Genomic DNA, 23,281 nt, shown 5'->3' on the forward strand with positions numbered 1-23,281 from the left:
GAGCTACACACTGTCCAGAAGACGGCGTGAGGTGAGCCGACGTCATAAGCGTCGAGCACGGACGAAGTTCTCAAAGGGAGGCCGACGGGTCCCCCTTTTTTCTTGCCCGGAATTTGTCTTCATCCTCAATAAATAAGTTGCGTGACAGATAACCTGTTGCAGAACCGGCCGGCACTTTCTCAGTCTTACGTACAGGCCCTAACCCGCAGTGAGGAATAGCATGAAGTCGCGCATCTGGCGTTTGGCCGGTGTTGGTTTGCTGTGTGTGAGTGTCACTGCGCAATCGCTTGCCGATGAGCCGCAGAACCGCGGCCCCGATGGCGGGCAACATGGGCCTGATCATCGGGGCAATGACCAGGGTCAGGGCCATGGCGGCAGCAATCAGCCACGCCCGCAGAACAACGAAATCATTCGTGGCGACAACAGCCGCAAGTTCGAGCTCCACGACCAGAATCAGGGCGGCCAGTGGCAGAACCGTGCGCCGCACGACTCCAGCGTTCAAGGCGGCCAGTGGCAGAACCGTCCACTACACGATCCAAACGATCGGGGCGGCCAGTGGCAGAACCGTACACTGCACGACTCCAACGTTCAGGAGCGAGCGCCGCAACAGCCGAGTAACAATCTGCCAATCCAGAGTCGGCCCGATACCGTGCGCCAGACCCAGGAACCGCGGCGTGGCTACTATCAGGACGAGCGGTGGCGTAACAATTACAACCAGCCATGGCAGACCGGGGGGCGGGAGCCGCGTCACGATGACCGTCGCTGGCCCGGTCGCCCGGATGGGCACGGCAATGGCTGGGGCCCCGGCCCGCAGTATCGTCCGGGGTACGTGATCGACCGTTTCCCGGAGGACCGTCACTTCCGTGTGCCGTATCGTGGCCAGGATTATTTCTATTCCGGTGGTTACTGGTATCGCCCGCAAGGCCCGCGTTATGTGGTGGTTCAGCCGCCTCGCGGGATTCGTGTCAGCTACTTGCCCGACTACGCCCGTGAAGTGTGGATCGGCGGCGCGCTGTTGTTCCTGGCGGCCGGTGCGTACTACGCCTACCAGGAGAGCACTCAGGATTACATCGTGGTCGAACCGCCCGTACAGCCGCAACCGGTCAGCAATGGTTATGACGTGGTGGCATATCCGGCCAACGGCCAGTCGCCAGAGGAGGTCAGTCGGGACGGTTACGAGTGCTACCGCTGGGCTGTGGAGCAGAGTGGTTTCGATCCGCGAGCCGTCACCTATCAACCGGATCCGTCGGTGGTGCAAGCCTACCGACAGGCCCAGGGTAACTGCCTGAGCAGTCGCGGTTATCAGGTGAGTTACTGAACCTGGGCGGCCTTCACCACTTCCTGCGGGTCGGCGTGCACCAGCACTTCGGCTCGCGGGTAAGCGGCGTGAATCGCATCGGCGGCTTGATCGCTGATGCCATGGGCGACTGACAGGGTCAATTCCCCCGGCAGTTCAAGATGTAACTGCACGAACCACTGATTGCCGGAGATTCGTGTGCGCAGGTCGTGGGCGCCTAAAACGCCCGGTACGCTGCAGGCCAGTTCGAGCATATGCTGGCTGACATCCGTTGGCAGTTCTTCATCCATCAACACCGCAAAACTTTCCCGGGCGATATGAACTGCGCTCCAGAGGATGTAGGCGGCGATCCCCAATCCGAACCAGGGATCGACTTGATGCCAGCCAAACCCGGCCAGCACCAGCGCCACCAAAATGCTGCCGTTGAGCAGCAGGTCCGAGCGGTAATGCAAGGAATCGGCGCGCACGGCGTTGGAGCCGGTGGCCTTGATCACCCGATGCTGCAACATCAGCAGGGCCACGGTCAGGGCGAGGGAGAACACAATCACCCCAATGCTGAGCCACGCAGCACCTATCGGCTCCGGATGTTTCAACCGTTCGATCGCCTGCAAGGCAATCAGCACCGCACTGCCGCCAATGAACAGCGCCTGAGCCATGCCCGCCAATGACTCGGCCTTGCCATGCCCGTAACGATGATCGTCGTCGGCCGGGCGCAAGGCGTAATGCACGGCCAGCAGATTGAGCAGCGAGCTGACACCATCGAGTGCCGAGTCGGTCAACCCGGCGAGCATGCTCACCGAGCCGCTCAGCCACCAGGCGATGGCTTTGGCGACGATCAACGTGCACGCGACCGCCACCGAGGCGCGCGTCGCCAGCCGTAGCAGGCGGGCGTGTTCGGTAGGGGTAGTCATCAGTGCTGTGATTCCTTCAAATGCACGAATTATGCAGCCGGTTGCAGGCCAAACATAGCCAGTTGCTGGGCGCTGCCCTTGTGCTGGATCAGGCGCGGATCGTCCAGCGGGAAGCTGCGGCCCAGTTCACTTTCCAGAATAGTCTGCAACTTGTGGTTATCGACCTTGCCGTCGGCGCCGATGGCTTCCTTGAGTTTTTCCGGGGCCACCTGAGCTGTCCGGCCGGGCTCGAAGTAAATGGCACCTGTGGCGAAGTCCACCGCAAAGGCAATCAGGCCGGGGATGATATAGAACAACAGGCCCACAGCATCCAGCGCGGCAATGGCCGGGTCGATCTTGCCGTCAATCTGACCGCGACGATCCGGGTAGAAGATCGAGCCGCAGGCGGTCATTTGGGTCAGCAAGGACGCGATCAATACACCGCCGATCAAGCGAAAGGGAGTACGCATTTGAAATCTCCTGGATTATCTAGGAACGAAGCATCGTCGATATGAATTAGGACCGCGCTGAACGCCGTTATACTCGCCGCTCTGTTTGGGAGCCAGCATGATTTCTTTGCCGATTGATGAAGTTTTACCCGCCCTGCGTGAAGCCCTCGCTACACGCCACGAAGCCGTGCTCGAAGCTCCGCCCGGCGCTGGTAAAACTACCCGCGTGCCCTTGGCCTTGCTCGATGAGCCGTGGTTGGCCGGGCAGACCATCCTGATGCTCGAACCGCGCCGGTTGGCCGCGCGGGCGGCGGCGGAGCGGTTGGCCAGTGAACTGGGCGAGAAGGTCGGCGAAACCGTTGGCTATCGCATTCGTCTCGACAGCAAAGTCGGCCCCAATACCCGTATCGAAGTGGTCACCGAAGGCATTCTCACCCGGCGTTTGCAGGATGACCCGGCGCTGGAAGGCGTGGGTTTGCTGATCTTCGATGAGTTTCACGAGCGCAGTCTCGACGCCGATCTGGCGTTGGCCCTGAGCCTCAATGGCCGCGAGCTGTTTCGCGACGACCAACCGCTGAAAATTCTGTTGATGTCGGCAACCCTGGAAGGCGAACGCCTGGCCGGGTTGCTGGATGATGCGCCGATCCTGCGCAGCGAAGGGCGCATGTACCCGGTGGCGATGCGCTGGGGCCGGCCGTTTCAGCCCGGTGAATTTATCGAGGCAAAGGTGGTGCAGACCATCCTCGACGCGCTGAATGATGAGACTGGCAGCCTGCTGGTGTTCCTGCCGGGGCAGGCGGAAATCCGTCGGGTGCATCAGCAACTCGCCGATGCACTGGGCGATAGCACACAGGTTTTGCTCTGCCCGTTGCACGGTGAATTGGACCTGGCGGCGCAGCGTGCAGCGATTGATCCGGCGCCCGCGGGCAAGCGCAAAGTGGTGCTGGCCACCAACATCGCCGAGACCAGCCTGACCATCGACGGTGTGCGCGTGGTGATCGATGCCGGGTTGGCGCGGGTGCCACGTTTCGATCCCGGCAGCGGCATGACTCGCCTGGATACTCAGCGCATTTCCAAAGCGAGTGCCACGCAGCGCGCAGGCCGGGCAGGGCGTCTGGAGCCCGGCGTGTGTTATCGCTTATGGTCGCAGGATCAGCACGAGCAACTGGCGGCCTACGCCAGTGCGGAAATTCTCTCGGCGGATCTTGCCGGGCTTGCTTTGCAGCTCGGCCGCTGGGGCGTGACACCGGGGCAATTGGTATGGCTCGACGTGCCGCCCGCGGCCGCTTATGCACAGGCTCAAGATTTGCTGGAGCGCCTGGGTGCATTGGACGGCGAAGCGCTGACCCGACACGGTCAGGCCATGGCCGAACTGCCGGCTCACCCTCGCATCGCGCATTTGCTGTTGCGTGGCCAGGCGCTCGGGCTGGCCGACATGGCCTGCGATGTTGCGGCGTTGCTCGGTGAGCGCGATATCTTGCGTGGCGCAGGGGCGGATCTGCACAGCCGATTGGTGCTGTTGTCCGGCGAAGAACGGGCCGCACGCGGCGCTCAGGGTGGCGTGCAACGGGCCCGGCAACTGGCGCGGCAGTATCGCGGTTATTTGCGTGGCAAAGCATCGGAGCCGGTCAGCGACCCTGAGCATCCGCGCTGGCTCGGCGCGTTGCTGGCGTTGGCGTATCCCGATCGGGTCGCCCAGCAGCGGCGGGCCGGTGGCGCTGAATATCGCTTGGCCAATGGTCGTGCGGCCTTGTTCGCCGAGGCAGACAGCCTGATGAAACAACCCTGGCTGGTGATCGCCGATCTGGGCAGTCGTCAGGGCCAGCGTGAAGAACGGATTTATCTGGCGACGGATTTTGATCCGGCGCTGTTCGACTCAGTGCTGGCCGAACAGGTGCGCTGCGTCGATCAACTGGATTGGGATGAGCGCGAAGGCGTGCTGCGGGCCGAGCGACAGCGCAAGGTCGGTGAATTGATTCTTAGCCGCGAACCGCTGACCGGGCTCGATGAAACTGCCCGTAGTCAGGCGTTGGTGAACCTTGTGCGGCGCAAAGGCCTGGAGCTGTTGCCCTGGACGCCAGAGCTGCGTCAGTGGCAGGCGCGGGTTGCATTGTTGCGGCAGCTGGATCTCGGCAGTAAGGAGCAGAGTGAATGGCCGGATGTCAGCGATGCTGCATTGCTCAAAAGCCTCGAGCATTGGCTGATGCCGTATCTGGGCAAAGTCTCGCGGCTCAGTCACTTCGCCAATCTGGACCTGTCGAGCATCGTCCATAACCTGTTGCCGTGGCCGTTGCCGCAACGGCTCGAAGAGCTGGCACCGCATCATTTGAGCGTGCCGTCGGGCTCCTCGATTCGTCTGGATTACAGCGAGCAGCCGCCGATTCTGGCGGTGCGGTTGCAGGAGTTGTTCGGCCTGGCCGAGACCCCGCGCATTGCCGGTGGCCGGCAAGTGGTCAAACTGCATCTGCTGTCCCCGGCGCGGCGACCGGTGCAGGTGACTCAGGATTTGGCGAACTTCTGGCGCAGTACGTATGCCGAGGTGAAGAAGGATTTGAAGGGGCGCTATCCGAAGCACTACTGGCCGGATGATCCGCTGGTGGCCGAGGCTACGGCGCGGATCAAACCTCGTAGATAATATCGACGGCCTAGAGTTGCGAGGGGACCTGTGGCGAGGGGGCTTGCCCCCGTTGGGCAGCGTAGCAGCCCCAAACCCTGCCAACTCATTTCGTCAGGCACACCGCATTAACCAGTTTTACGACTGCTTCGCAGCCGAACGGGGGCAAGCCCCCTCGCCACAAATGCTTGGCATTGTGTCAGATGAGTTTACGGCGCGGCCGGCAACAGAAACCGCGCAATCACCGGCAAATGATCGGAAATGCGCAACGTATCGTCCTGCCGCACCCGCGCTTCGACCCGTTTGAGACGTGGGCTGTAAAACAGGTAGTCGACGGTCCGGTCCGGCCCGTTCAAGCCTGGGTCATTCGGGAAATGGGTCAGCCATTGCGCCCGGTCGATACCGCTGGCTTCGTTGTTGGTGGGGATCATCGGGTATTTGTCCCACAGCACATGCAGCGCGCTGTCGGCGGAGTAGGGCGTGCGTTGCTCGGCGGGCAGGCGTCGATACTGGCCCAGCGGCAACAGATTGAAGTCACCACCGATCAACCACGGCGTGCCGCGACTTTCGAATTTGTCGAGGACCTTGGCCACGGCCGTCACCTGGCTTTGCAAGGTTTCATCGAGCGGGGTGGTGGCACGGTCCAGATGGGTGTTGAACACGGCCATCTGGCTGCCGTTGCTCAATGACAGGTGAGTGACCAGCAACGCGTTTTTCGGCCTGAACTGACGGCTGATGAAGTTGGCCGGCGTGACCGGCAGTTGCAGGCGTTCGGCGTGTTCGATCCGGTAGCGGCTCAGGGTTGCCAATTGTCGGCCAACGCTGCCGAAGATGTGCGGTTCAGGCACGAAGTCAGCTTTCCAGTCGAAGGCCTGAGCGGTGCATGGATACAGGTCGGTGACCCGATCCTGAAGCAATTTGAACTGGTTCTGGTAGTCGCTGGCCTTGGCGCCGTCATCGAGTTCCTGCAACAGCACGATGTCCGGTTGCTCGTCGCGAATCACCCGCGCCACTTCGTCGAGGCTGAAGGCCATGTCTTCAGGCGTCGGGCGCTCGTCGTCTCCTGCGGTCAGGTCGTTCCAGAATACGTAGCGCTTGCCGGCCAGGTACTGGACGTTCCAGGTCATCACCTTCAGCGCCTGACCGGGCACCAGCATCGGCGCCTGGGCGTTGCAACTGACCGGCAGCGCTTCCTTGGCGGCGGGGCGCCAGGTCAGGCTGTAGATCAGCAATGCAATCAAGCCGATGGCGATCAGCAGGCCCAGCAGGGTGTAGCGCAGTAGACGGGTCATGGCTCGGCTTATAGCGTTACAAAAATTGACCCCGAGCATAACCGAGAGCTGCACCCAGGCCCAAGGGTAGAGCGTTCAGAGGCGCTCTTCAGATTTCTCGGGGGCATCGGCGATCAGCATGAACAAGCGGAACAGCACCACGCTGGTGAACAGTTGCAGGAAACTGTGGGCACTGTCGATCAGCAGCGAGATCACCGGGTTCTGCGGGTCAGGGTAAACCGCCAGCGTCGCCCCCTTGAGTACCCACAGCGGGCCCATCACGCACAGAATACACACCAGAATGCGCAGGAAATGCCCGCGGGTCAGGCGCAGGCTTTCTTTCATCGCCGCCAGCGGTGCCAGGCCGCGCAGCACCAACAGGTACTCACCGAATGCCAGCGTCACCATCAGCCAGATGCCCGGCAGGAAATACAGCGACAGGCCGATCAGGATCAACAGCGTGTTGAGGGCGGTCAACACGGCGAAACGCGGCCACAACGTTGCGGAGGTCGCCAGCAAATCGCGGATGCGCGGTGATTCGCCACGGCTGCGGGCATCGAGAAACAGGATCAGCGCGGCGGTGTACAGCGGATACACCAGCAACCCGACGATCACACTGATGCCAGCGAAACTGTCTGGCCCGGTGGAGTGGTCGACCACTTGTTGCAGCAGCGACTCGAAAATCACCAGCGGCAGGCACAGCTGCACAATCTGGCTCAGATTGCGCTTGAAGAAATACAGAGAGTCACGCAGTACATCGAACGAATTCATCAGTCGGTATCGCAGGTTGAAAGCAGTGCCTCACTTTAACCGATCAAACCCTTCGGGACACAAACGTAAACGTTCGGTAAAGGTTATTGAAACATCCTGTATCAGCCCCATTACTGGTGAGCACCTTACCCACAGTGGGTGAGGGCAATGATTTCCCGGCAATCTACGAGGTCGCCATGAACAGCGAAGAACAAACCCTGATCGATGGACTGTTTTCCCGGCTGCAGCAGGCCGAAACGGACTCAGCCCCGCGCGACGCCCAGGCCGAGGCGCGGATCAAGGAGCACCTGACTCGCCAGCCAGCAGCGGGCTATTTCATGACCCAGGCGATTCTGGTGCAAGAGGCTGCCATCAAGAGCCTCGACGAACAGAACAAGCAACTCACCCAGCAAGTGCAGCAATTGCAGGCCGAACTGCAATCGGCCAAGGCGCAGACAGCGGCGCCGGCCTCCAGCGGCGGCTTTTTGTCGAGCATCTTCGGTGGCGCTTCCCGTGATCCGCAACCTGCACCGACTCAAAGCGCAGCCCCGTCGAATGGTGGCTGGCGTGAACCGGGGCGGCCGTCGTTCAACTCGCAACCGCCGCAGCAAAACTTCGGTGCGCCGGCTGCTCAGCAGAATTTTGGAGCGCCGCCCCAGCAGAATTATGCACCGCAACAGCCTGCCGGCAGCGGTTTCCTCGGTGGCGCGTTGAAAACGGCAGCGGGCGTGGCCGGTGGTGTGATGCTGGCGCAAGGCATCAGCAGCCTGTTCCATCACAATCAGCAGCCGGAAGTGGTTGAAGTCATCAAGGAAGAACCGGCCAAGGTCAACGATCAGAGCGATAGCAGCGGTTGGGGCAATGATCAGCGCGTGGCTGACAACTCCAGCGATCAGGGCGGTTTCACCGACGCGGATTACGATGATGACAGTTCATCGTTCTTCGGCGGCGATGATGACGACTCCTTCATCTGACACCGCTGTGGCGAGGGAGCTTGCTCCCGCTGGACTGCGTAGCAGGCCCCTTGGGTTTCAAAGCAAGGGGGCCGCTTCGCGTCCCAGCGGGAGCAAGCTCCCTCGCCACACGGCCGATTATTCGCGGAACAATCCTTCGGGCTGGCATACTGGGCGACTTTTCGGGCCTGGTGCCTGATCCCGCCCACGCGCCAGCGCGTCAAGAGGATGTACGGTGAAAAAAATCGCAGTGTTCGCCGATGTCCAAAACCTCTATTACACCGTGCGTCAGGCCTATGGTTGCCACTTCAACTACGCCGCGTTGTGGGCTGACGTCAGCAAACAGGGGCAGATCGTCGAGGCCTACGCCTATGCGATCGATCGTGGCGACAGCAAGCAGCAGCAGTTCCAGCAGATCCTGCGCAACCTCGGCTTCATCGTGAAGCTCAAGCCCTACATCCAGCGCAGCGACGGTTCGGCCAAAGGCGACTGGGACGTGGGCATTACCCTCGACATCATGGACGCCGCCGACCATGTCGACGAAGTGGTGCTGGCCTCCGGCGACGGTGATTTCGACATGCTGCTGGAGCGCATCATCGCTAAGCACGGCGTGCAAGCGGTGGCCTATGGCGTGCCGGGCCTCACCGCCAACTCGCTGATCCGCGCCGCCAGCCGATACGTGCCGATCGAAGGCGCGTTGCTGCTCAAGAATTGATTTTTACGGAGTTGAAACAGGTTTGGAACGCATAGCAGTCATCGACTTTGAAACCACCGGGATCTCCCCGAGCAGCAGCTGCCGGGCCACGGAAATTGCCGTGGTGATTCTTGAACAGGGGCGCATTGTCGAGCGTTACCAAAGCCTGATGAACGCCGGCGTGCCCGTGCCGGCCTTTATTGAGCAACTCACCGGCATCAGCAACGCTATGCTGCGTACCGCGCCCTCGGCCGAGCAGGTGATGAACGAGGTCAATGAATTCGTCGGCATCACACCGCTGCTGGCGCACAACGCTGCGTTCGACCAGAAGTTCTGGGACTACGAACTCGGGCGAATCAAACGCACACGTTTGCAGAACTTTGCCTGCTCGCTGTTACTCGCCCGCCGCCTGATGCCTGCTGCGCCAAATCACAAACTCGGCACCCTCACCACTTTCGCCAGCCTGCCCAATACCGGCAAGGCTCACCGGGCCATGGCCGATGCTGAAATGGCGGCCAACCTGACGGCGCATCTGGCGCAGGAGCTGCGGCAAAAGCATGGGTTGCGGGAGTTGTCCCATGATCTTCTCGTCAGTTTGCAGAAAGTGCCGGCGGCGAAGATTAATGAGCATTTGAAGCGGTATCGCGGGTTTTAAGGCTCACCACAGGGACCTTGGCACATCACGATTTGCCATTCCCCTCCAACTGCCCCAACGGCACGCGCTTCTCGATGGCACTCGATAGCACGATCGACGTCTTGCTGAACCCGAACGTGGCAATCCGGTTGATCAACTCTTCCAGCTCCGGCATCGAGCCCACGGCCGCTTGCATGATCACGCACGGGTCGCCGGTGACGCGATGGCATTCGGTGAGTTGTGGGATTTTGATCAGTTCGTCGTAGGCTTTCTGATTGCCGTGCTGGTTCAGGCGCAGTTCGATGACGCACTGGATTGGCAGGCCGATTTTGGCCATGTCGACTTTCGCCTGGTAGCCAGTGATCACCCCGCAGGCTTCGAGTTTGGCAACGCGCTCGGCCACCGCCGGAGCGGACAGGTTCACCTTGCGCGCCAGATCTGCGTAGGACGCACGACCGTTTTCCAACAGGGCGCTGAGGAGCATGCGGTCGTATTTGTCCATCGTGGGCTACCTGAAAAATGACTGACTTTCGAAAGCACGGTTTATAGCGCCGAACTCCGTGTTTTGAAAAGTGTACCGGCGCGATAAACAGGTTTTGTAGCTTATTTTCCGCTGTTGGCCTTTCTAGAATAGCTGCTCTCTTTTGTCTTGTTCTCGAGCTGCCCATGCCTGGCCTACGCCGTTTTTCCTTACCGCTGATCGCTGCTTTTTTCGCGTTGTACGTGATTTGGGGATCGACCTACCTGGTGATTCGCATCGGCGTGCAGTACTGGCCGCCGTTGCTGCTCGCCGGTATCCGCTTCGTGATCGCCGGGACGCTGATGTATGCGTACCTGCGCTGGCGTGGAGCACCGGCACCGACCTGGGCGCAGTGGAAAGCGGCGGGGATCATCGGGATTTTGCTGCTGACGTGCGGTAATGGCGCGGTCAGCGTGGCTGAACACACCGGTGTGGCCTCTGGCGTGGCCGCGTTGGCGGTGGCGACGGTGCCGCTGTTTACTTTGCTGTGCGGATATTTCTGGGGCGCGCGTAATACCCGTCTCGAATGGGCCGGGATTGTGCTCGGGCTGATCGGCATCGCCATGCTCAACCTCGGTTCCAACCTGCAGTCGAGCCCGTTGGGCGCGGCGTTGCTGGTGTTCGCGGCAGCGTCCTGGGCCTTCGGCTCGGTGTGGAGCAAACACTTGCCGTTGCCGCAGGGCGCGATGGCCAGTGCCGTGGAAATGCTGGTGGGCGGCGTGGTGTTGTTGATCGGCAGTGCGGTGAGTGGCGAGCATCTGGAGCAACTGCCGCCGATCGAAGGCTGGGCGGCGCTGGCGTACCTGACCGTCTTCGGTTCGATCATCGCCTTCAACGCCTACATGTACCTGTTGAAACACGTGCGTCCGGCCGCGGCCACCAGCTATGCCTACGTCAATCCGGCGGTGGCGGTGTTGCTGGGCATCGTATTTGTTGGCGAGACCATCGGCATCGAGGAAGCGCTGGCCATGACAGTGATCATCAGTGCCGTGGTGTTGATCGGGTTGCCGCAGTGGCGCCGAGGTGCCGATCGGCCTGGCGTAGTAGTGCCGACAGAATCCCGCGCGAATTAGGGTAAACTGCGCGCCATTGCATCTTGTTTTGCACACTTGTTTTGAAAAACCCGCGCTGAATTTTCCTACGGTACTCCCATGACTTTCGCCACCCTTGGCCTGATCGAACCCTTGCTGCGCGCCCTCGAGACGCTGGGCTACCAGACTCCTACGCCGGTCCAGGCGCAAGCCATTCCGGCGGTGCTGGCCGGTCGCGACCTGATGGCCGCCGCCCAGACCGGCACTGGCAAAACTGCCGGTTTCGCCCTGCCGCTGCTGCAATTGCTGGCCATGGAAGGGCCGAAAGTCAGCGCCAACTCGGTGCGCGCACTGATTCTGGTACCGACCCGCGAACTGGCCGAACAGGTTCACGAAGCCGTGCGCCAGTACGCCGAGAACCTGCCGTTGAGCACGTATGCGGTGTACGGCGGCGTGAGCATCAACCCGCAGATGATGAAGCTGCGCAAAGGTGTCGATCTGTTGGTGGCGACCCCTGGCCGCTTGCTCGACTTGTTCCGCCAGAACGCGCTCAAGTTCAACCAGTTGCAAACCCTGGTGCTGGACGAAGCCGATCGCATGCTCGATCTGGGCTTTTCCGAGGAGCTGGGGAACATTTACCGCGTATTGCCGAAGAAACGTCAGACGTTGTTGTTCTCTGCCACGTTCTCCGATGCGATCCGCCTGCTGGCCGGGCAAATGCTCAACGACCCGCTGAGCATCGAAGTCAGCCCACGCAACGTCGCCGCCAACACCGTCAAGCAATGGGTGGTGACGGTGGACAAGAAGCGCAAGTCGGAGCTGTTCGTTCATTTGATGCGCAAAGGCAAGTGGAAGCAGGTGCTGGTGTTCGCCAAGACCCGTAACGGCGTAGATGCGTTGGTGGAAAAACTCCAGGGCCTGGGCATCAATGCCGACGGCATCCACGGCGACAAACCTCAGGCGACCCGTCAGCGGGCGCTGGATCGTTTCAAGGCCAGCGAAGTGCAGATCCTTGTAGCCACCGATGTGGCAGCGCGTGGTCTGGATATCGAAGATTTGCCATTGGTGGTCAATTTCGACTTGCCGATCGTGGCCGAGGACTACATCCACCGTATCGGTCGTACCGGCCGTGCGGGCGCAACCGGGCAGGCTATTTCGCTGGTGTGTGCTGATGAGGTGAATTTGCTGTCGGCCATCGAGACGTTGACCCGTCAGACGCTGACTCGCCAGATGGAGCAAGATTTCGAGCCTGAGCACCGCGTGCCGGATACCGATGCCAGTGGTCAGGTGATCAAGAAGCCGAAAAAACCGAAGAAGCCCAAGACCTCCAGTGGCGGCGGCAAACGCAACCTGGGTAAATGGGTCGAGAGTGGTGATGCGTCGGCACCGGAGCCTTCGATCAAGCCTGTGCGTAAAGTGCCGGTGTTTAATACCGGGCCGCGTAAGCGTAAGCCTTGATTAAACGCTGCATCCGTTAAGCCGCCATCGCGAGCCTGCTCGCGATGGACGCGCCTCGGTCTTCAAGCCTTGCGCCGCAACCACTCCACCATCCCCAACCCAGCCGCTCGCCCACTGGCGAAACACGCGGTCAGCAGGTAGCCGCCGGTCGGCGCTTCCCAATCGAGCATTTCTCCCGCGCAGAACACGCCGGGCAGTTGCTTGAGCATCAAACGTTCATCCATCGCTTCGAACATCACGCCACCCGCGCTGCTGATGGCCTCGTCCAATGGTCGGGTTTTCACCAGCATCAGCGGCAATGCCTTGATCGCTTTGGCCAGCAGCGCCGGATCGGTAAAACAGTCGGCCGGTGTCAGTTCTCGCAACAACGCCGCTTTCACCCCATCAAGCCCAAGCTGACTGTGCAGGTGTTTGGCCATGGAGCGTGAGCCGCGAGGTTTGCTTAGCGCAGACTGAATTTTATCCACAGGCTTGCCTGGCAACAGGTCGAGGTGAATGGTCGCCGAGCCGTGTCGATTGATCGTTTCGCGGATCGGTGCCGATAGGGCATAGATCAAACTGCCTTCAATCCCCGTGGCAGTGATCACACATTCCCCGAGTCGCGGCACGTCGTCATTGAGGCCAATCGCGATGTTTTTCAGCGGACTGCCTGCGAATTTGCTGACCATCAATTCGCTCCAGGCCTGCACCTCGAAGCCGCAATTGCTCGGTTGCAACGGCGCCAGTCCTACACCGCGCTGTTCCAGCGCAAGCATCCAGGCACCGTCCGAGCCGAGGCGTGACCAACTGCCGCCGCCGAGGGCCAGCAGGGTCGCGTCGGGTTTAACGGTTTTTTCGCCTTCGGGGCTGTCGATGCGCAAGTCACCGTTGTCATCCCAACCGAGCCAACGATGGCGGGTGTGGATAACTACGCCGGCATCGCGCAGGCGTTTGAGCCAGGCACGCAACAGGGGCGCGGCTTTCATGTCGGTAGGAAACACCCGGCCGGAGCTGCCGACAAAGGTTTCGATGCCCAGGTCATGAATCCATTGGCACAAGGTGTCGGCACCGAAGGCTCGCAGCAGCGGTGCAATCTGTGGTGCGCGTTCGGCGTAGCGTGAGAGAAACGCCGGGTAGGCCTCGGAATGGGTAATGTTCATGCCGCCGACCCCGGCGAGAAGGAATTTTCGTCCCACTGAAGGCATGCCGTCGTACAGATCGACCTTGATCCCGGCCTGGCTCAACACTTCAGCCGCCATCAAACCGGCGGGGCCGCCGCCGATGATGGCGACGTGAGGGGGCAGGGAAGTGGAGGGCTGAGTCATGGAATGCGCTGTGGTTTTGCGGAATAGGGCGGGCATTCTACCAGTGCTGCCCTCTGTGGGAGATTCTATGGTTGAGGGGAAGCCCTCAACTGACTTTCGGTTGGTATTCGTCCTGCCCCTTTAGCAGAGCGAATACCACCCGAGCGAGCTTTCGAGCCAGCATCACCAATGCTTGAGTCGTGCTGAAACCCCGAGCTCTTTGTTCTTGATAAAAATCTTTCCAGGCCTCGGTGCGACTCGCCGACATTGCCGCATTGTGCAGCAGCCGCCGAGCTTCCGGGTCACCGCGCTTGGTCAAACTGCGGCGGCCATCTTTTTGCCCCGATTTTGATACCCGCAAATCCATTCCCAGAAAGGCGATAAAAGCATCCGCGTTTCTGAAGTCACCCCTCTGAAACGCCGTGATCAAACGCGCTCCTGTCAAAAAACCAATGCCTTCCACTTTCAGGCAGCGTTTTAACTGGCCCAGCAAACCGGCTTCTTTGAGCTGATCGTTGATCGTCTTCTCGATCAGCATCTCAAGCTGTTGCATGGACTTCACTTGTTCGGCAAAAGCGGTCTTGAGCAGCGGCTCATTGGCCCAGCTTTGCACCAGGCCGACCCTTGCCTGGACCAACGCCGCCCGGCGGCGGAAAAGACCCAGAAGCTGGCGGTATAGCGGGGATGGCGGGGTCCATGGGTGAAGCTCTTCATGTTCATTTTTCAGATACCGAGCAAGCAGCTTGGCATCCAGTGCATCAGTTTTGGCGCGGACCTTCACACCTTCGCGGTAATGCTTGAGTTCATAGCCGCCCACCATGTAAATCACGCATCCGGCCTCGTAGGCCAGATCGGCGAACTCCAAGTGGTAGATATTGGTGGCTTCGACGGCAATGGCCACCGTACTCGGCAAGGCCTTCAACCACTTCTTGATGGCTGTTTTGTTGTTGGGAATCTCTTCAAGCAGGCTCAGTTCGGCGTGATAAATCACCAACTCATTCTTGGCGACATCCACGCCCACGATCGGCTTTGAAGCAGAAACCGGCATTGCCATAGGATTTCCTCCGGGATATGGTTTTAAGCACTTGAAGGGCTCACCCAGGGGCGCAGGCTTGTTCCTATCGTCGGTCTAGGCCAGATGCATTCTTTATCGGCGCTTGGGTGAAAGGAGGAGGGGCGAACTCTCCCACGGTCTGTACTGCGTCAACAGTCAGAATCGAGCCTTGTCCCTTCTCCTCCCTTCAAGTCCTACCATACAAGCGAGCCTGCTCGCGATAGCGATGGATCAGTCGACATTGATATCGGATGTGAAGGCCTCATCGCGAGCAGGGATCATGGGTGTTTTCAAAGGTGGTTAAAAAACAACCACCGCTCTGCAGCCTATACCCCGCATGGCCTGCAGGCCCTTTCACGCAGGTTATCCACAGGCGGTTCCACAGGCATTGTGGGTAAAGACCCACACCTCAATGACAACCTGATGACTGCCACACCCGTTGGGCGCTGTGATGGAGGATTCCATGACGGCGTGCCAGGGCCTTGCGGTCTTTGCTGTAACCGCCGCCGATCACGCCGACCACCGGAATATCCCGGCCCAGGCAATGGCGCATCACGCTTTCATCGCGAGCGGCGACGCCTTCGTCTGTCAGCTTCAGATAACCCAGGGCGTCGTCCTTATGTACGTCGACACCGGCGTCGTACAGCACCAGGTCCGGTTGGTAGAGCGGCAGCAAATAGTTGAGCGCATCGTCGACCACCTTCAGGTAATCGACGTCTCCCATGCCCATCGGCAATGGAATGTCCCAGTCACTTTCGGCTTTGCGTGCAGGAAAATTCTTTTCGCAGTGCAGGGAAACGGTCACGGCCTCTGGGGTGTTGTGCAGAATCCGTGCAGTCCCGTCGCCCTGATGCACATCACAGTCGAAGATCAGCACCCGATTCACCCGGCCACTTTCCAGCAGGTAATGGCTGATCACCGCCAGGTCATTGAAGATGCAAAACCCGGCGGGATGATCGTAATGCGCGTGGTGGGTGCCCCCGGCCAAGTGACAAGCCAAACCATGCTCCAGTGCCTGTTCGGCCGCCAGCAGTGAACCGCCGACCGCCCGCACGGTGCGCCGGGCCAGCGCTTCGCTCCAGGGCAAGCCGAGGCGTCGCTGATCTTCGCGGGACAATTCGCCGCCCATGTAGCGTTCGATATACGCAGGGTCATGGGCGAGAGCGAGGATCTCTGGCGGGCAGAGGTCCGGGCGCAGCAGGTCGATGTCGCGAGTCAGGCCACTGTCCACCAAGTGATCGCGCAGCAGGCGAAACTTGTCCATGGGGAAGCGGTGATCCGCCGGGAACTCGGGGCTGTAGTCTTCGTGGTAGATCAATGGCAGGGGCATGGCTGATTTATACAGGAAGGCATGTAGGAATGAGTGAACGATCCTACCAGCGATGTAGACTTGCGGCATGGAAACGGGGGAGAGGCACGATGGAGCCGATACTGGAACTCGAAAGCGCGCGACTGTTGTTGCGGCAGTGGCGCGATGAAGATCTGCCGGCGTTTGCGGCGATGTGCGCCGATCCACAGGTGATGCGTTATTTTCCGGCACCCTTGAGTCGACTGGAAAGTGCCGCGCTGATCGGGCGGGTTCGCGGGCATTTTGCCGAACATGGTTTCGGTTTCTGGGCACTGGAGCGCAAGGACACCGGGGCGTTCATCGGCTTTACCGGGCTGGGTGTGGTCGGCTTCGATGCGCCGTTCACGCCGGCCACTGAAATCGGCTGGCGCCTGGCGCGCGAGCATTGGGGCCTGGGTTATGCCAGCGAAGCGGCATGGACCGCTCTGCGCTGCGGGTTCGACCGGTTGGCGCTGCAAGAGGTCGTGGCGTTCACCACCGAAACCAACATGCCCTCGCAAAAAGTCATGCAAGCGATTGGCATGCACCATGACCCCGCCGATGATTTCGAACACCCCAGGCTTGCAGCCGATCATCCGCTGCGCCCGCATGTGTTGTACCGCATCACCCGTGAGCAATGGCTGCAAACCTTGCATGGATAAGCAGGCACGGACGTTTACAATGGCCGTCATGTTGAGCCGGGCCATAAACTGAATCGACCGCCGTAGCCACGGCTGCGCGGCATTGCTTTGTGTGAGGAGAGTCTGAATGAGCCAAGTGTTGGAAGATCTGGTAGACCTGCTGACCCTGGAACCGATTGAAGAAAACCTGTTCCGTGGCCGCAGCCAGGACCTGGGCTTTCGTCAGTTGTTCGGCGGCCAGGTCCTCGGCCAGTCCCTGTCGGCGGCCAGTCAGACAGTCGAAGAGGCGCGCCATGTGCATTCGATGCACGGTTATTTCCTGCGGCCGGGCGATGCCAAATTGCCGGTGGTGTATCAGGTCGATCGGGTGCGCGATGGCGGCAGTTTCAGCACGCGCCGGGTGACGGCGATCCAGAAGGGCAACCCGATCTTCACCTGCAGCGCCTCGTTCCAGTACGACGAAGAAGGCTTCCAGCACCAGAGCGAAATGCCGCAAGTGGTCGGCCCGGAAAACCTGCCATCGGAGCTGGAACTCACCCAGCTCCAAGCGCACCTGATCCCCGAGCACATGCGTGAAAAACTGCTGTGCCCGAAACCGATCGAAGTCCGACCGGTGACCGAGAAAGACCCCTACAACCCGCAGCCCGCCGATCCGGTCAAGTATGTGTGGTTCCGCGCCGACGGCGCCTTGGCCGATACTCCAGCGCTGCACAAATATCTGCTGGCCTACGCTTCGGACTTCGGTCTGCTGACCACCTCGATGTTGCCCCACGGCAAATCGGTCTGGCAGAAAGACATGCAGGTCGCCAGCCTCGACCACGCATTGTGGTTCCACGCCGACCTGCGCGCCGATGACTGGTTACTGTATGCCATGGACAGTCCGTGGGCCGGCAACTCACGCGGATTCTCCCGGGGCAGCGTGTTCAACCGTGCCGGGCAACTGGTGGCCTCGGTCACTCAGGAAGGCCTGATTCGCCATCGCAAGGATTGGGCATGAGCCTGGCCGAGGTGCGGCACTGGGTGTTCGACATGGACGGCACCCTGACGGTGGCGGTGCATGACTTCGCGGCCATCCGCGTGGCGTTGGCGATTCCTGCAGAACACGACATCCTCACCCACCTGGCTGCGCTGCCGGCTGATGAAGCCGCGGCCAAGCACGCGTGGCTGCTGGAGCATGAGCGGGATCTGGCGTTGGGTTCGAAACCGGCGCCGGGCGCGGTGGAACTGGTGCGTGACTTGGCCGGGCGCGGTTATCGCCTGGGCATTCTCACGCGTAATGCTCGTGAGTTGGCCCATGTCACGCTGGAGGCCATCGGCCTGGCTGACTGCTTTGCGGTGGAGGATGTACTGGGCCGCGACGAAGCCCCGCCCAAACCGCACCCCGGTGGTTTACTGAAACTGGCCGAGGCCTGGAAGGTGCCGGCGAGCGAAATGGTGATGGTCGGTGATTACCGCTTCGATCTGGATTGTGGTCGGGCAGCGGGGACGCGGACGGTGCTGGTAAATCTGCCGGATAATCCGTGGCCGGAATTGACCGATTGGCATGCTGCCGATTGCGTGGCGTTGCGGCAGATGCTTTCGGCTTGAGGGCCTCTTCGCGGGCAAGCCTCGCTCCTACACGTGACGTGACGTTCTTTGCTCACACCGCGATCCTGTAGGAGCGAGGCTTGCCCGCGAAAGCGTCAGATCCGGCACCACAAAAACTCACTGCCCGAACAACGCCTTCTGCCCCTCAGGCGAGGTAAACATCCCGTCCCCATTGTGCCCGACCCCGGGCACTTCAATGAGTTGCTGACTCAATCCTTGAGGATGGCGCCGTTGCAGATAATTGAAATAGTTGCGCCCGCGAATTAATCGAGAAGCGCCCTGGGCCTTGGCCTCACAGCCTTTATCCAGCGCCGGATGATTCGGGTCGACGTCCTGCTGCCCGAGCAAATAAACGATGTCACGTTTGACGTAGTTTTCTTCGAGTTGAGCAGGGGTTTGTCCATCGGCATAAGCGGGCAAATCAGCCAGCCCATACTTCCAGCGATTGTAGTTCGGGCAACCTGCGTGACTGAATGCCACCGGCCGTTGCTCATTGAAGTAGGCGTATGACGAAGGATTGGCGATCACATAGCGCACCTTCACCCCCGCCGTATCGAGGGCTGGCTGAGGGTGACTCAACAAGGCATAACGCTGAACCACCTGCGCGCCGCCGGAATGACCGGCGATGACGATTTGTTTTACGTCCGGAAACTGTTGCCGATCGCCCAGGCGCGTGACGATTTCGTCGAGCGCAGCAAAGGAACTCAGGGTAAACGGAGCGGTGGATAAGCCGCCCGCCATCCAGTCATTGCCCTGCCAGCGCAATACGCTGTCAGGCACCGGGTGGCTCGCGACGTCGGTTTCATTGAGGAACTGCGGGGCGAGCACCAAGGTGGTCGCGTTTTGTCCAGCCTGCTCGGCGGCGCGCTCGGCGCTCTGGCGGTAGGTATCAGCATTGCGCAAACGACCATGGACGATGATCAGCACGCGTTCGATTTTCGTCGGCGTCGGGCCAATGCCCACCGCGATTTCCCCGGCGCTCAACAGCAGGCGCCCGGAACTGATTTCCTTGGCCCCCTGCTCGGCCGCCTGAGTGCTTGCGCAGGTGATTAACAGAGCCAGCAGCCACTTACGCATCACAGATTCTTCGCGGTAAAGGTGTCGCACTGGCTGATCTGGCCCTGTGCAAATCCGGCCTTGAACCAGCGCACCCGCTGGGCCGAAGTGCCATGGGTGAAGGAGTCCGGCACCACACGACCCTGGCCTTGCTGTTGCAAGCGATCGTCGCCGATGGCGTTGGCGGCGTTCAAGGCTTCTTCGATGTCACCGGGTTCCAGCCAGTTCAGGCGCTGCTGCGCATTATTGGCCCAGACCCCGGCCAGGCAATCGGCCTGCAGTTCCTGACGTACCAGCAATCCACCGTCGCCCTCCATTTGCCGGCCCTGCTGCCGAGCGGCCTGAATCTTCGCCGAAACGCCGAGCAAGGTCTGCACGTGGTGTCCGACTTCGTGAGCGATCACGTAGGCCTGGGCGAAGTCGCCCGCCGCGGAAAAGCGTTGCGACATTTCCTGAAAGAAGCTCATGTCCAGATAGACCTTCTGGTCTGCCGGGCAATAGAACGGACCGGTCGCCGACGTCGCCAGGCCGCACGCCGAGTTCACCTGATTGCTGAACAGCACCAGGGTCGGGTCTTTATATTGCCGACCGGCCTGCTGGAAAATCTGGCCCCAGGTATCTTCGGTATCGCCGAGGATCGAGCGCACGAATTCGGCGCCTTCATCATTGGCCGGTGGTGCCTTGCGGGTTTGTGTGGTGGCCGGGGCCGACTGTTCGCTCATCTGCCCGGTCAATTGGCCGAGGATCTGCAACGGGTCCTGGCCGGTGATCCAGCCGATCCCGACGATCAACAGGATCGCCGTCAGGCTCAGGCCCTTGCCCCCACCGAAGCGCATCCCGCCGCCCCCACCGCCGACATCATCGCCACGGGCATCGACCACGTTGTCGCTGCGTCGGCCTTTTTTCCAAAGCATGGGGGGAATCCTCTGTTTGACATGGTGATGAGTGTTGCTGGTGAGCGAGAGCGGCGCCAGTCCGGTCGTCTGTCTTTTACTGCGCACGGAATATTTCAGACTTGTATTGAACACAGATAGCCCAGCGAATTCCTTCAGGGCGACAGGTTTTTACCGAGTGGGCGAATGCTTGTCTCGAGAATCACTGATCAAACTCACTCCATATCGGCGATATGCCGTGCAGCGATGTAACCGAAGGTCAGCGCCGGGCCAAGATTGATGCCCCCGGCGGGATAGTGCCCGCCCATGATGCTGGCCATGTCGCCGCCCGCTGCATACAACCCGGCGATGGCCTGATCAGATTCATCGAGAACTTGTGCGTGTTCGTTGACCTTGAGCCCGGCAAAGGTGCCGAAGCAGCCGGGCTGGACCTTCACCGCGTAGAACGGGCCTTGTTCAATCGGCGCGACGCACGGGTTGGGCTGCTGCAACGCGTCGCCCTGTTTGCGGTTGTAGGGCGTCGAGCCTCGACCGAACAACGGATCTTCACCGTGGCGCGCATGCCGGTTGTACTCATCCACGGTGCTGCGCAATCCGTTTGGGTCGATGCCGCAGGCCAGTGCCAATTCCTCGACAGTGTTGCCGGTTTTCAGATAGCCACTGCGGATAAAGGATGACAGCGGCACCGGAAACGGACGAGAGATGCCCAGCCCATAACGCCGTTGAAAACCATGAGTGCAGATCAGCCAGGAAGCGACTTCTTCATCCTGCGGTGCGGCGGCGACCATGGCCGTCACGTAGTCGTAGTAGCCGTCGGCTTCGTTGACGAAGCGCTGGCCGTTGCTCAGTACGCCGATGATCCCCGGTTTGCCGCGTTCGATGATGTGCGGGAAGTGGCCGATGCTTCCGTCACTATGCGGCACTTGCGAAACCGGCGCCCAGGCCACGGGCGATGCCATGTCGCTGTTGACCCGCGCACCGGCGCTTTCGCCCAATCGCAAACCATCACCGGCGACGCCGAGAGGCGGCAGCGCCAGGTGTTCGTTGCCGGTCGGTGTGCGAGGGAACAGCGCCTTGCGCCGCTCGATGTCATTGGCAAACCCACCGGCCGCGAGTACCACGGCCTTGCGTGCACGGATGCGGGTTTTACCTTTGGCGGTGCTGACTACCGCGCCTCGCACCTGATCGCCTTCGCGAAGCAACCCGGTCACCGGTGCCGACTCCCAGAGCAATACGCCCAGGTCTTCGGCGGACTTTGCCAGCCGAGCCACCAGCGCCACGCCGTTGACCAGTTGCATCGCCCGACCATGAACGGCGAGGTCGAGCAGGTGCCGGGTAAAGCGTCGGGTCACGTGCCACGCTGCGGGCAAAGAGCGGGTCAAATTGAGAAACGCGCTCAGGTCCGCCCCCGCCATGATCGGCATGCCCATGAACGAAGTTTCCCGCATGGTTTTGCGAAGGCGCTTCAGTAGCTTGCCGACTTTTCGCCCGTCATAAGGCGCAGCGATCACCGAGCGTCCGCCGGTACCGGCGCCTGGTATGTCGCCATGAATGTCGGCGATGGCGTTGCCGTCGGCGAATTGCAGGGAAGTGTGCTGCTCGAAGAACGCCACCATTTGCGGGCCAGCCTCAAGGAACGCGTCGATCATCGCCGGATCGTAACGCTCACCCAATTCGTGTTTCAGGTAGGTGCGCGGTTGCTTAACGTCTTCGACGATGCCGGCACGACGCGCCAGGGGATTGCACGGCACCCAGGCCCATCCGCCGGACCACGCCGTGGCACCACCGAATACCGGGTCTTTCTCGACCACGATCACTTTCAAGCCATGCCAGGCCGCGGTGACGGCTGCGGACAATCCGGCTGCGCCGGAGCCGACGATCAGCACATCGCATTCGATGTCCGCATGGGGGTGAGATTCGGCAGGCATCGTTTAAAAGCTCCGGATTATTTTTGGAATTTGATTCCGGAAAATATAAAGACTTGATTGACCTCGGCAACCACTCAAGGTGTAAAGAGGGCGGTTATCGGACAGTGGGTTCCAGATTTCGTATTACGTGGTTTGTCTTCTAGAATCGGCAAAATTTCGAGTGGAACCCCCATGGCCGGCAGTCAGATCGAACGTGTTTTCAGCGTGCTGGAAAGCCTCACCAGTGACCCTCGCGGCTTGCCGATGCAGACGCTGGCGGAGCAACTGGACATCCCCAAAAGCGCGACTCACCGGCTGCTCGCTGAGCTGATTCGATTGGGTTACGTGCGACAAAATCCGGAGAACCTGCGCTATCACCTGTCGACCAAACTGGTGGCTATGGGTTTCCGTTACCTGTCGAGTAGCGGCGCGGATATCGTGCAGCCGGTGCTCGATCGCCTGGCCGAGGAAACCGGTGAACTGGTGCGTCTTGGCGTTATTGAAGGCGAGCGACAGGTCTGGATCGCCAAGTCTCAAGGCGCCCGCTCAGGGCTGCGTTACGACCCGGATATGGGTCGTGATGCGCCATTGTTCTATACCGCCTCGGGCCACGCATGGCTGGCGTGCATGAGCGATGCCGAAGCGTTGTCGCTGGTGGAGCGTCAGGGGAGCGAACGGCCGAAAGACCTGGGGCCAAACGCGCCGCGTTCCAACATTGAGTTACTGGAACGCCTGCGTCTGGCGCGAGAGCAGGGCTACGCCTGGGTCGAAGAGAGCTCGGCCGTGGGCACCTCGGCGATTGCGGCAGTGGTGCGCCACCCAGGCGATGGTCGAGTGATCGGTGTGCTGAGCATTGCCGGGCCCAGCGCGCGGATGCCGGGGGCACGGTTGCATGAGTTGGCGCCACTGTTGTTGACGTTTACTGAAGAGCTGTCTGCCGCAAGCCTGGCTTCTGAGCTATTCAGCTGATGT

Annotated in this window: 22 protein-coding genes; 11 read left to right on the forward strand and 11 right to left on the reverse strand. The window is 60.7% G+C overall.

Going from position 1 to position 23,281, the window contains the following annotated elements; genetic code table 11:
- Positions 1 to 220 precede the first annotated feature (220 nt).
- Positions 221 to 1,318 carry a DUF6515 family protein gene (locus ACZ9BB_RS27775; protein ID WP_476217914.1) on the forward strand — a complete coding sequence of 366 codons (1,098 nt, stop codon included), beginning with the start codon at positions 221 to 223 and terminating at the stop codon, positions 1,316 to 1,318.
- Here the strand turns inward: ACZ9BB_RS27775 and ACZ9BB_RS27780 are convergent.
- A complete protein-coding gene (locus ACZ9BB_RS27780) occupies positions 1,312 to 2,208 on the reverse strand; it encodes a cation diffusion facilitator family transporter (protein ID WP_476217916.1) in 897 nt (298 codons plus the stop codon). The genes ACZ9BB_RS27775 and ACZ9BB_RS27780 overlap by 7 nt on opposite strands.
- A gap of 29 nt (positions 2,209 to 2,237) precedes the next feature.
- On the reverse strand, positions 2,238 to 2,657 hold the full coding sequence (locus ACZ9BB_RS27785; RefSeq protein WP_476217918.1) for a polyribonucleotide nucleotidyltransferase: 420 nt from the start codon (positions 2,655 to 2,657) through the stop codon (positions 2,238 to 2,240).
- A 97-nt stretch (positions 2,658 to 2,754) separates the two neighbouring features.
- On the opposite strand from ACZ9BB_RS27785, the gene hrpB reads away from it, so the two are divergent.
- Positions 2,755 to 5,271, forward strand: coding sequence for an ATP-dependent helicase HrpB (gene hrpB / locus ACZ9BB_RS27790; protein WP_476217920.1), 2,517 nt, complete (start codon positions 2,755 to 2,757; stop codon positions 5,269 to 5,271).
- A 188-nt stretch (positions 5,272 to 5,459) separates the two neighbouring features.
- Here hrpB and ACZ9BB_RS27795 read toward each other — a convergent pair whose 3' ends face one another.
- Positions 5,460 to 6,542 carry an endonuclease/exonuclease/phosphatase family protein gene (locus ACZ9BB_RS27795; protein WP_476217922.1) on the reverse strand — a complete coding sequence of 361 codons (1,083 nt, stop codon included), beginning with the start codon at positions 6,540 to 6,542 and terminating at the stop codon, positions 5,460 to 5,462.
- A gap of 75 nt (positions 6,543 to 6,617) precedes the next feature.
- Positions 6,618 to 7,292, reverse strand: a complete 675-nt coding sequence (locus tag ACZ9BB_RS27800) for a YciC family protein (RefSeq protein ID WP_476217924.1) — start codon at positions 7,290 to 7,292, stop codon at positions 6,618 to 6,620.
- Between the two features lie 176 nt (positions 7,293 to 7,468).
- Here ACZ9BB_RS27800 and ACZ9BB_RS27805 point away from each other — a divergent pair, with 176 nt between their 5' ends.
- The 3 genes from ACZ9BB_RS27805 to ACZ9BB_RS27815 all read left to right on the forward strand — a co-directional run bounded on the left by ACZ9BB_RS27805 (position 7,469) and on the right by ACZ9BB_RS27815 (position 9,573).
- Complete coding sequence (locus tag ACZ9BB_RS27805) at positions 7,469 to 8,245, forward strand: DUF2076 domain-containing protein (RefSeq protein WP_476217926.1); 777 nt, start codon at positions 7,469 to 7,471, stop codon at positions 8,243 to 8,245.
- A 214-nt stretch (positions 8,246 to 8,459) separates the two neighbouring features.
- Positions 8,460 to 8,939, forward strand: a complete 480-nt coding sequence (locus tag ACZ9BB_RS27810; protein ID WP_007895393.1) for a LabA-like NYN domain-containing protein — start codon at positions 8,460 to 8,462, stop codon at positions 8,937 to 8,939.
- Positions 8,940 to 8,961: 22 nt separating this feature from the next.
- Positions 8,962 to 9,573 carry a 3'-5' exonuclease gene (locus tag ACZ9BB_RS27815; RefSeq protein WP_476217928.1) on the forward strand — a complete coding sequence of 204 codons (612 nt, stop codon included), beginning with the start codon at positions 8,962 to 8,964 and terminating at the stop codon, positions 9,571 to 9,573.
- Between the two features lie 25 nt (positions 9,574 to 9,598).
- On the opposite strand, the gene ACZ9BB_RS27820 is transcribed toward ACZ9BB_RS27815, so the two are convergent.
- A complete protein-coding gene (locus tag ACZ9BB_RS27820) occupies positions 9,599 to 10,054 on the reverse strand; it encodes an Lrp/AsnC family transcriptional regulator (protein ID WP_476217930.1) in 456 nt (151 codons plus the stop codon).
- A gap of 164 nt (positions 10,055 to 10,218) precedes the next feature.
- On the opposite strand from ACZ9BB_RS27820, the gene yedA reads away from it, so the two are divergent.
- Together yedA and ACZ9BB_RS27830 are read left to right on the forward strand one after the other, a co-directional pair.
- On the forward strand, positions 10,219 to 11,145 hold the full coding sequence (gene yedA, locus ACZ9BB_RS27825) for a drug/metabolite exporter YedA (RefSeq protein WP_476217932.1): 927 nt from the start codon (positions 10,219 to 10,221) through the stop codon (positions 11,143 to 11,145).
- 78 nt (positions 11,146 to 11,223) lie between these two features.
- Positions 11,224 to 12,561, forward strand: coding sequence for a DEAD/DEAH box helicase (locus tag ACZ9BB_RS27830; protein ID WP_476217934.1), 1,338 nt, complete (start codon positions 11,224 to 11,226; stop codon positions 12,559 to 12,561).
- 62 nt (positions 12,562 to 12,623) lie between these two features.
- On the opposite strand, the gene ACZ9BB_RS27835 is transcribed toward ACZ9BB_RS27830, so the two are convergent.
- The 3 genes from ACZ9BB_RS27835 to ACZ9BB_RS27845 form a co-directional block, all read right to left on the reverse strand.
- Positions 12,624 to 13,865 carry a TIGR03862 family flavoprotein gene (locus ACZ9BB_RS27835; protein WP_476217936.1) on the reverse strand — a complete coding sequence of 414 codons (1,242 nt, stop codon included), beginning with the start codon at positions 13,863 to 13,865 and terminating at the stop codon, positions 12,624 to 12,626.
- 85 nt (positions 13,866 to 13,950) lie between these two features.
- Positions 13,951 to 14,898 carry an IS110 family transposase gene (locus tag ACZ9BB_RS27840; RefSeq protein ID WP_476212610.1) on the reverse strand — a complete coding sequence of 316 codons (948 nt, stop codon included), beginning with the start codon at positions 14,896 to 14,898 and terminating at the stop codon, positions 13,951 to 13,953.
- Between the two features lie 409 nt (positions 14,899 to 15,307).
- Entirely contained in the window at positions 15,308 to 16,228 is a 921-nt protein-coding gene (locus ACZ9BB_RS27845; protein WP_476217937.1) for a histone deacetylase family protein, read from the reverse strand.
- Between the two features lie 89 nt (positions 16,229 to 16,317).
- Between ACZ9BB_RS27845 and ACZ9BB_RS27850 the strand changes: the two genes are divergently transcribed.
- The 3 genes from ACZ9BB_RS27850 to ACZ9BB_RS27860 all read left to right on the forward strand — a co-directional run bounded on the left by ACZ9BB_RS27850 (position 16,318) and on the right by ACZ9BB_RS27860 (position 18,453).
- Positions 16,318 to 16,887 carry a GNAT family N-acetyltransferase gene (locus tag ACZ9BB_RS27850; RefSeq protein WP_476217939.1) on the forward strand — a complete coding sequence of 190 codons (570 nt, stop codon included), beginning with the start codon at positions 16,318 to 16,320 and terminating at the stop codon, positions 16,885 to 16,887.
- A gap of 106 nt (positions 16,888 to 16,993) precedes the next feature.
- Entirely contained in the window at positions 16,994 to 17,863 is an 870-nt protein-coding gene (tesB, locus tag ACZ9BB_RS27855; protein WP_476217941.1) for an acyl-CoA thioesterase II, read from the forward strand.
- A complete protein-coding gene (locus tag ACZ9BB_RS27860) occupies positions 17,860 to 18,453 on the forward strand; it encodes an HAD family hydrolase (protein WP_476217943.1) in 594 nt (197 codons plus the stop codon). The genes tesB and ACZ9BB_RS27860 overlap by 4 nt, the downstream gene beginning before the upstream one ends.
- Before the next feature lie 117 nt (positions 18,454 to 18,570).
- On the opposite strand, the gene ACZ9BB_RS27865 is transcribed toward ACZ9BB_RS27860, so the two are convergent.
- From ACZ9BB_RS27865 to ACZ9BB_RS27875, 3 genes are all read right to left on the reverse strand, one after another.
- Complete coding sequence (locus ACZ9BB_RS27865) at positions 18,571 to 19,530, reverse strand: alpha/beta hydrolase (RefSeq protein ID WP_476217945.1); 960 nt, start codon at positions 19,528 to 19,530, stop codon at positions 18,571 to 18,573.
- A complete protein-coding gene (gene ypfJ / locus ACZ9BB_RS27870) occupies positions 19,530 to 20,423 on the reverse strand; it encodes a KPN_02809 family neutral zinc metallopeptidase (RefSeq protein ID WP_476217947.1) in 894 nt (297 codons plus the stop codon). The genes ACZ9BB_RS27865 and ypfJ overlap by 1 nt, the downstream gene beginning before the upstream one ends.
- A 194-nt stretch (positions 20,424 to 20,617) precedes the next feature.
- Positions 20,618 to 22,330 (reverse strand): FAD-dependent oxidoreductase, encoded by a 1,713-nt coding sequence (locus ACZ9BB_RS27875; protein WP_476217949.1) that lies wholly within the window; start codon positions 22,328 to 22,330, stop codon positions 20,618 to 20,620.
- Between the two features lie 171 nt (positions 22,331 to 22,501).
- Here ACZ9BB_RS27875 and ACZ9BB_RS27880 point away from each other — a divergent pair, with 171 nt between their 5' ends.
- Positions 22,502 to 23,278, forward strand: a complete 777-nt coding sequence (locus ACZ9BB_RS27880; RefSeq protein ID WP_476217951.1) for an IclR family transcriptional regulator — start codon at positions 22,502 to 22,504, stop codon at positions 23,276 to 23,278.
- Positions 23,279 to 23,281: the final 3 nt, after the last annotated feature.

This window comes from Pseudomonas sp. TE3552, from assembly GCF_056278945.1.

What these genes read in the sequence shown, in the direction of transcription:
- ACZ9BB_RS27775 (WP_476217914.1), top strand. Translation starts at nt 221, where the DNA reads ATGAAGTCGCGCATCTGGCGTTTGGCCGGTGTTGGTTTGCTGTGTGTG.
- ACZ9BB_RS27780 (WP_476217916.1), bottom strand. Translation starts at nt 2,208, where the DNA reads ATGACTACCCCTACCGAACACGCCCGCCTGCTACGGCTGGCGACGCGC.
- ACZ9BB_RS27785 (WP_476217918.1), bottom strand. Translation starts at nt 2,657, where the DNA reads ATGCGTACTCCCTTTCGCTTGATCGGCGGTGTATTGATCGCGTCCTTG.
- hrpB (WP_476217920.1), top strand. Translation starts at nt 2,755, where the DNA reads ATGATTTCTTTGCCGATTGATGAAGTTTTACCCGCCCTGCGTGAAGCC.
- ACZ9BB_RS27795 (WP_476217922.1), bottom strand. Translation starts at nt 6,542, where the DNA reads ATGACCCGTCTACTGCGCTACACCCTGCTGGGCCTGCTGATCGCCATC.
- ACZ9BB_RS27800 (WP_476217924.1), bottom strand. Translation starts at nt 7,292, where the DNA reads ATGAATTCGTTCGATGTACTGCGTGACTCTCTGTATTTCTTCAAGCGC.
- ACZ9BB_RS27805 (WP_476217926.1), top strand. Translation starts at nt 7,469, where the DNA reads ATGAACAGCGAAGAACAAACCCTGATCGATGGACTGTTTTCCCGGCTG.
- ACZ9BB_RS27820 (WP_476217930.1), bottom strand. Translation starts at nt 10,054, where the DNA reads ATGGACAAATACGACCGCATGCTCCTCAGCGCCCTGTTGGAAAACGGT.
- yedA (WP_476217932.1), top strand. Translation starts at nt 10,219, where the DNA reads ATGCCTGGCCTACGCCGTTTTTCCTTACCGCTGATCGCTGCTTTTTTC.
- ACZ9BB_RS27830 (WP_476217934.1), top strand. Translation starts at nt 11,224, where the DNA reads ATGACTTTCGCCACCCTTGGCCTGATCGAACCCTTGCTGCGCGCCCTC.
- ACZ9BB_RS27835 (WP_476217936.1), bottom strand. Translation starts at nt 13,865, where the DNA reads ATGACTCAGCCCTCCACTTCCCTGCCCCCTCACGTCGCCATCATCGGC.
- ACZ9BB_RS27840 (WP_476212610.1), bottom strand. Translation starts at nt 14,898, where the DNA reads ATGGCAATGCCGGTTTCTGCTTCAAAGCCGATCGTGGGCGTGGATGTC.
- ACZ9BB_RS27845 (WP_476217937.1), bottom strand. Translation starts at nt 16,228, where the DNA reads ATGCCCCTGCCATTGATCTACCACGAAGACTACAGCCCCGAGTTCCCG.
- ACZ9BB_RS27850 (WP_476217939.1), top strand. Translation starts at nt 16,318, where the DNA reads ATGGAGCCGATACTGGAACTCGAAAGCGCGCGACTGTTGTTGCGGCAG.
- tesB (WP_476217941.1), top strand. Translation starts at nt 16,994, where the DNA reads ATGAGCCAAGTGTTGGAAGATCTGGTAGACCTGCTGACCCTGGAACCG.
- ACZ9BB_RS27860 (WP_476217943.1), top strand. Translation starts at nt 17,860, where the DNA reads ATGAGCCTGGCCGAGGTGCGGCACTGGGTGTTCGACATGGACGGCACC.
- ACZ9BB_RS27865 (WP_476217945.1), bottom strand. Translation starts at nt 19,530, where the DNA reads ATGCGTAAGTGGCTGCTGGCTCTGTTAATCACCTGCGCAAGCACTCAG.
- ypfJ (WP_476217947.1), bottom strand. Translation starts at nt 20,423, where the DNA reads ATGCTTTGGAAAAAAGGCCGACGCAGCGACAACGTGGTCGATGCCCGT.
- ACZ9BB_RS27875 (WP_476217949.1), bottom strand. Translation starts at nt 22,330, where the DNA reads ATGCCTGCCGAATCTCACCCCCATGCGGACATCGAATGCGATGTGCTG.
- ACZ9BB_RS27880 (WP_476217951.1), top strand. Translation starts at nt 22,502, where the DNA reads ATGGCCGGCAGTCAGATCGAACGTGTTTTCAGCGTGCTGGAAAGCCTC.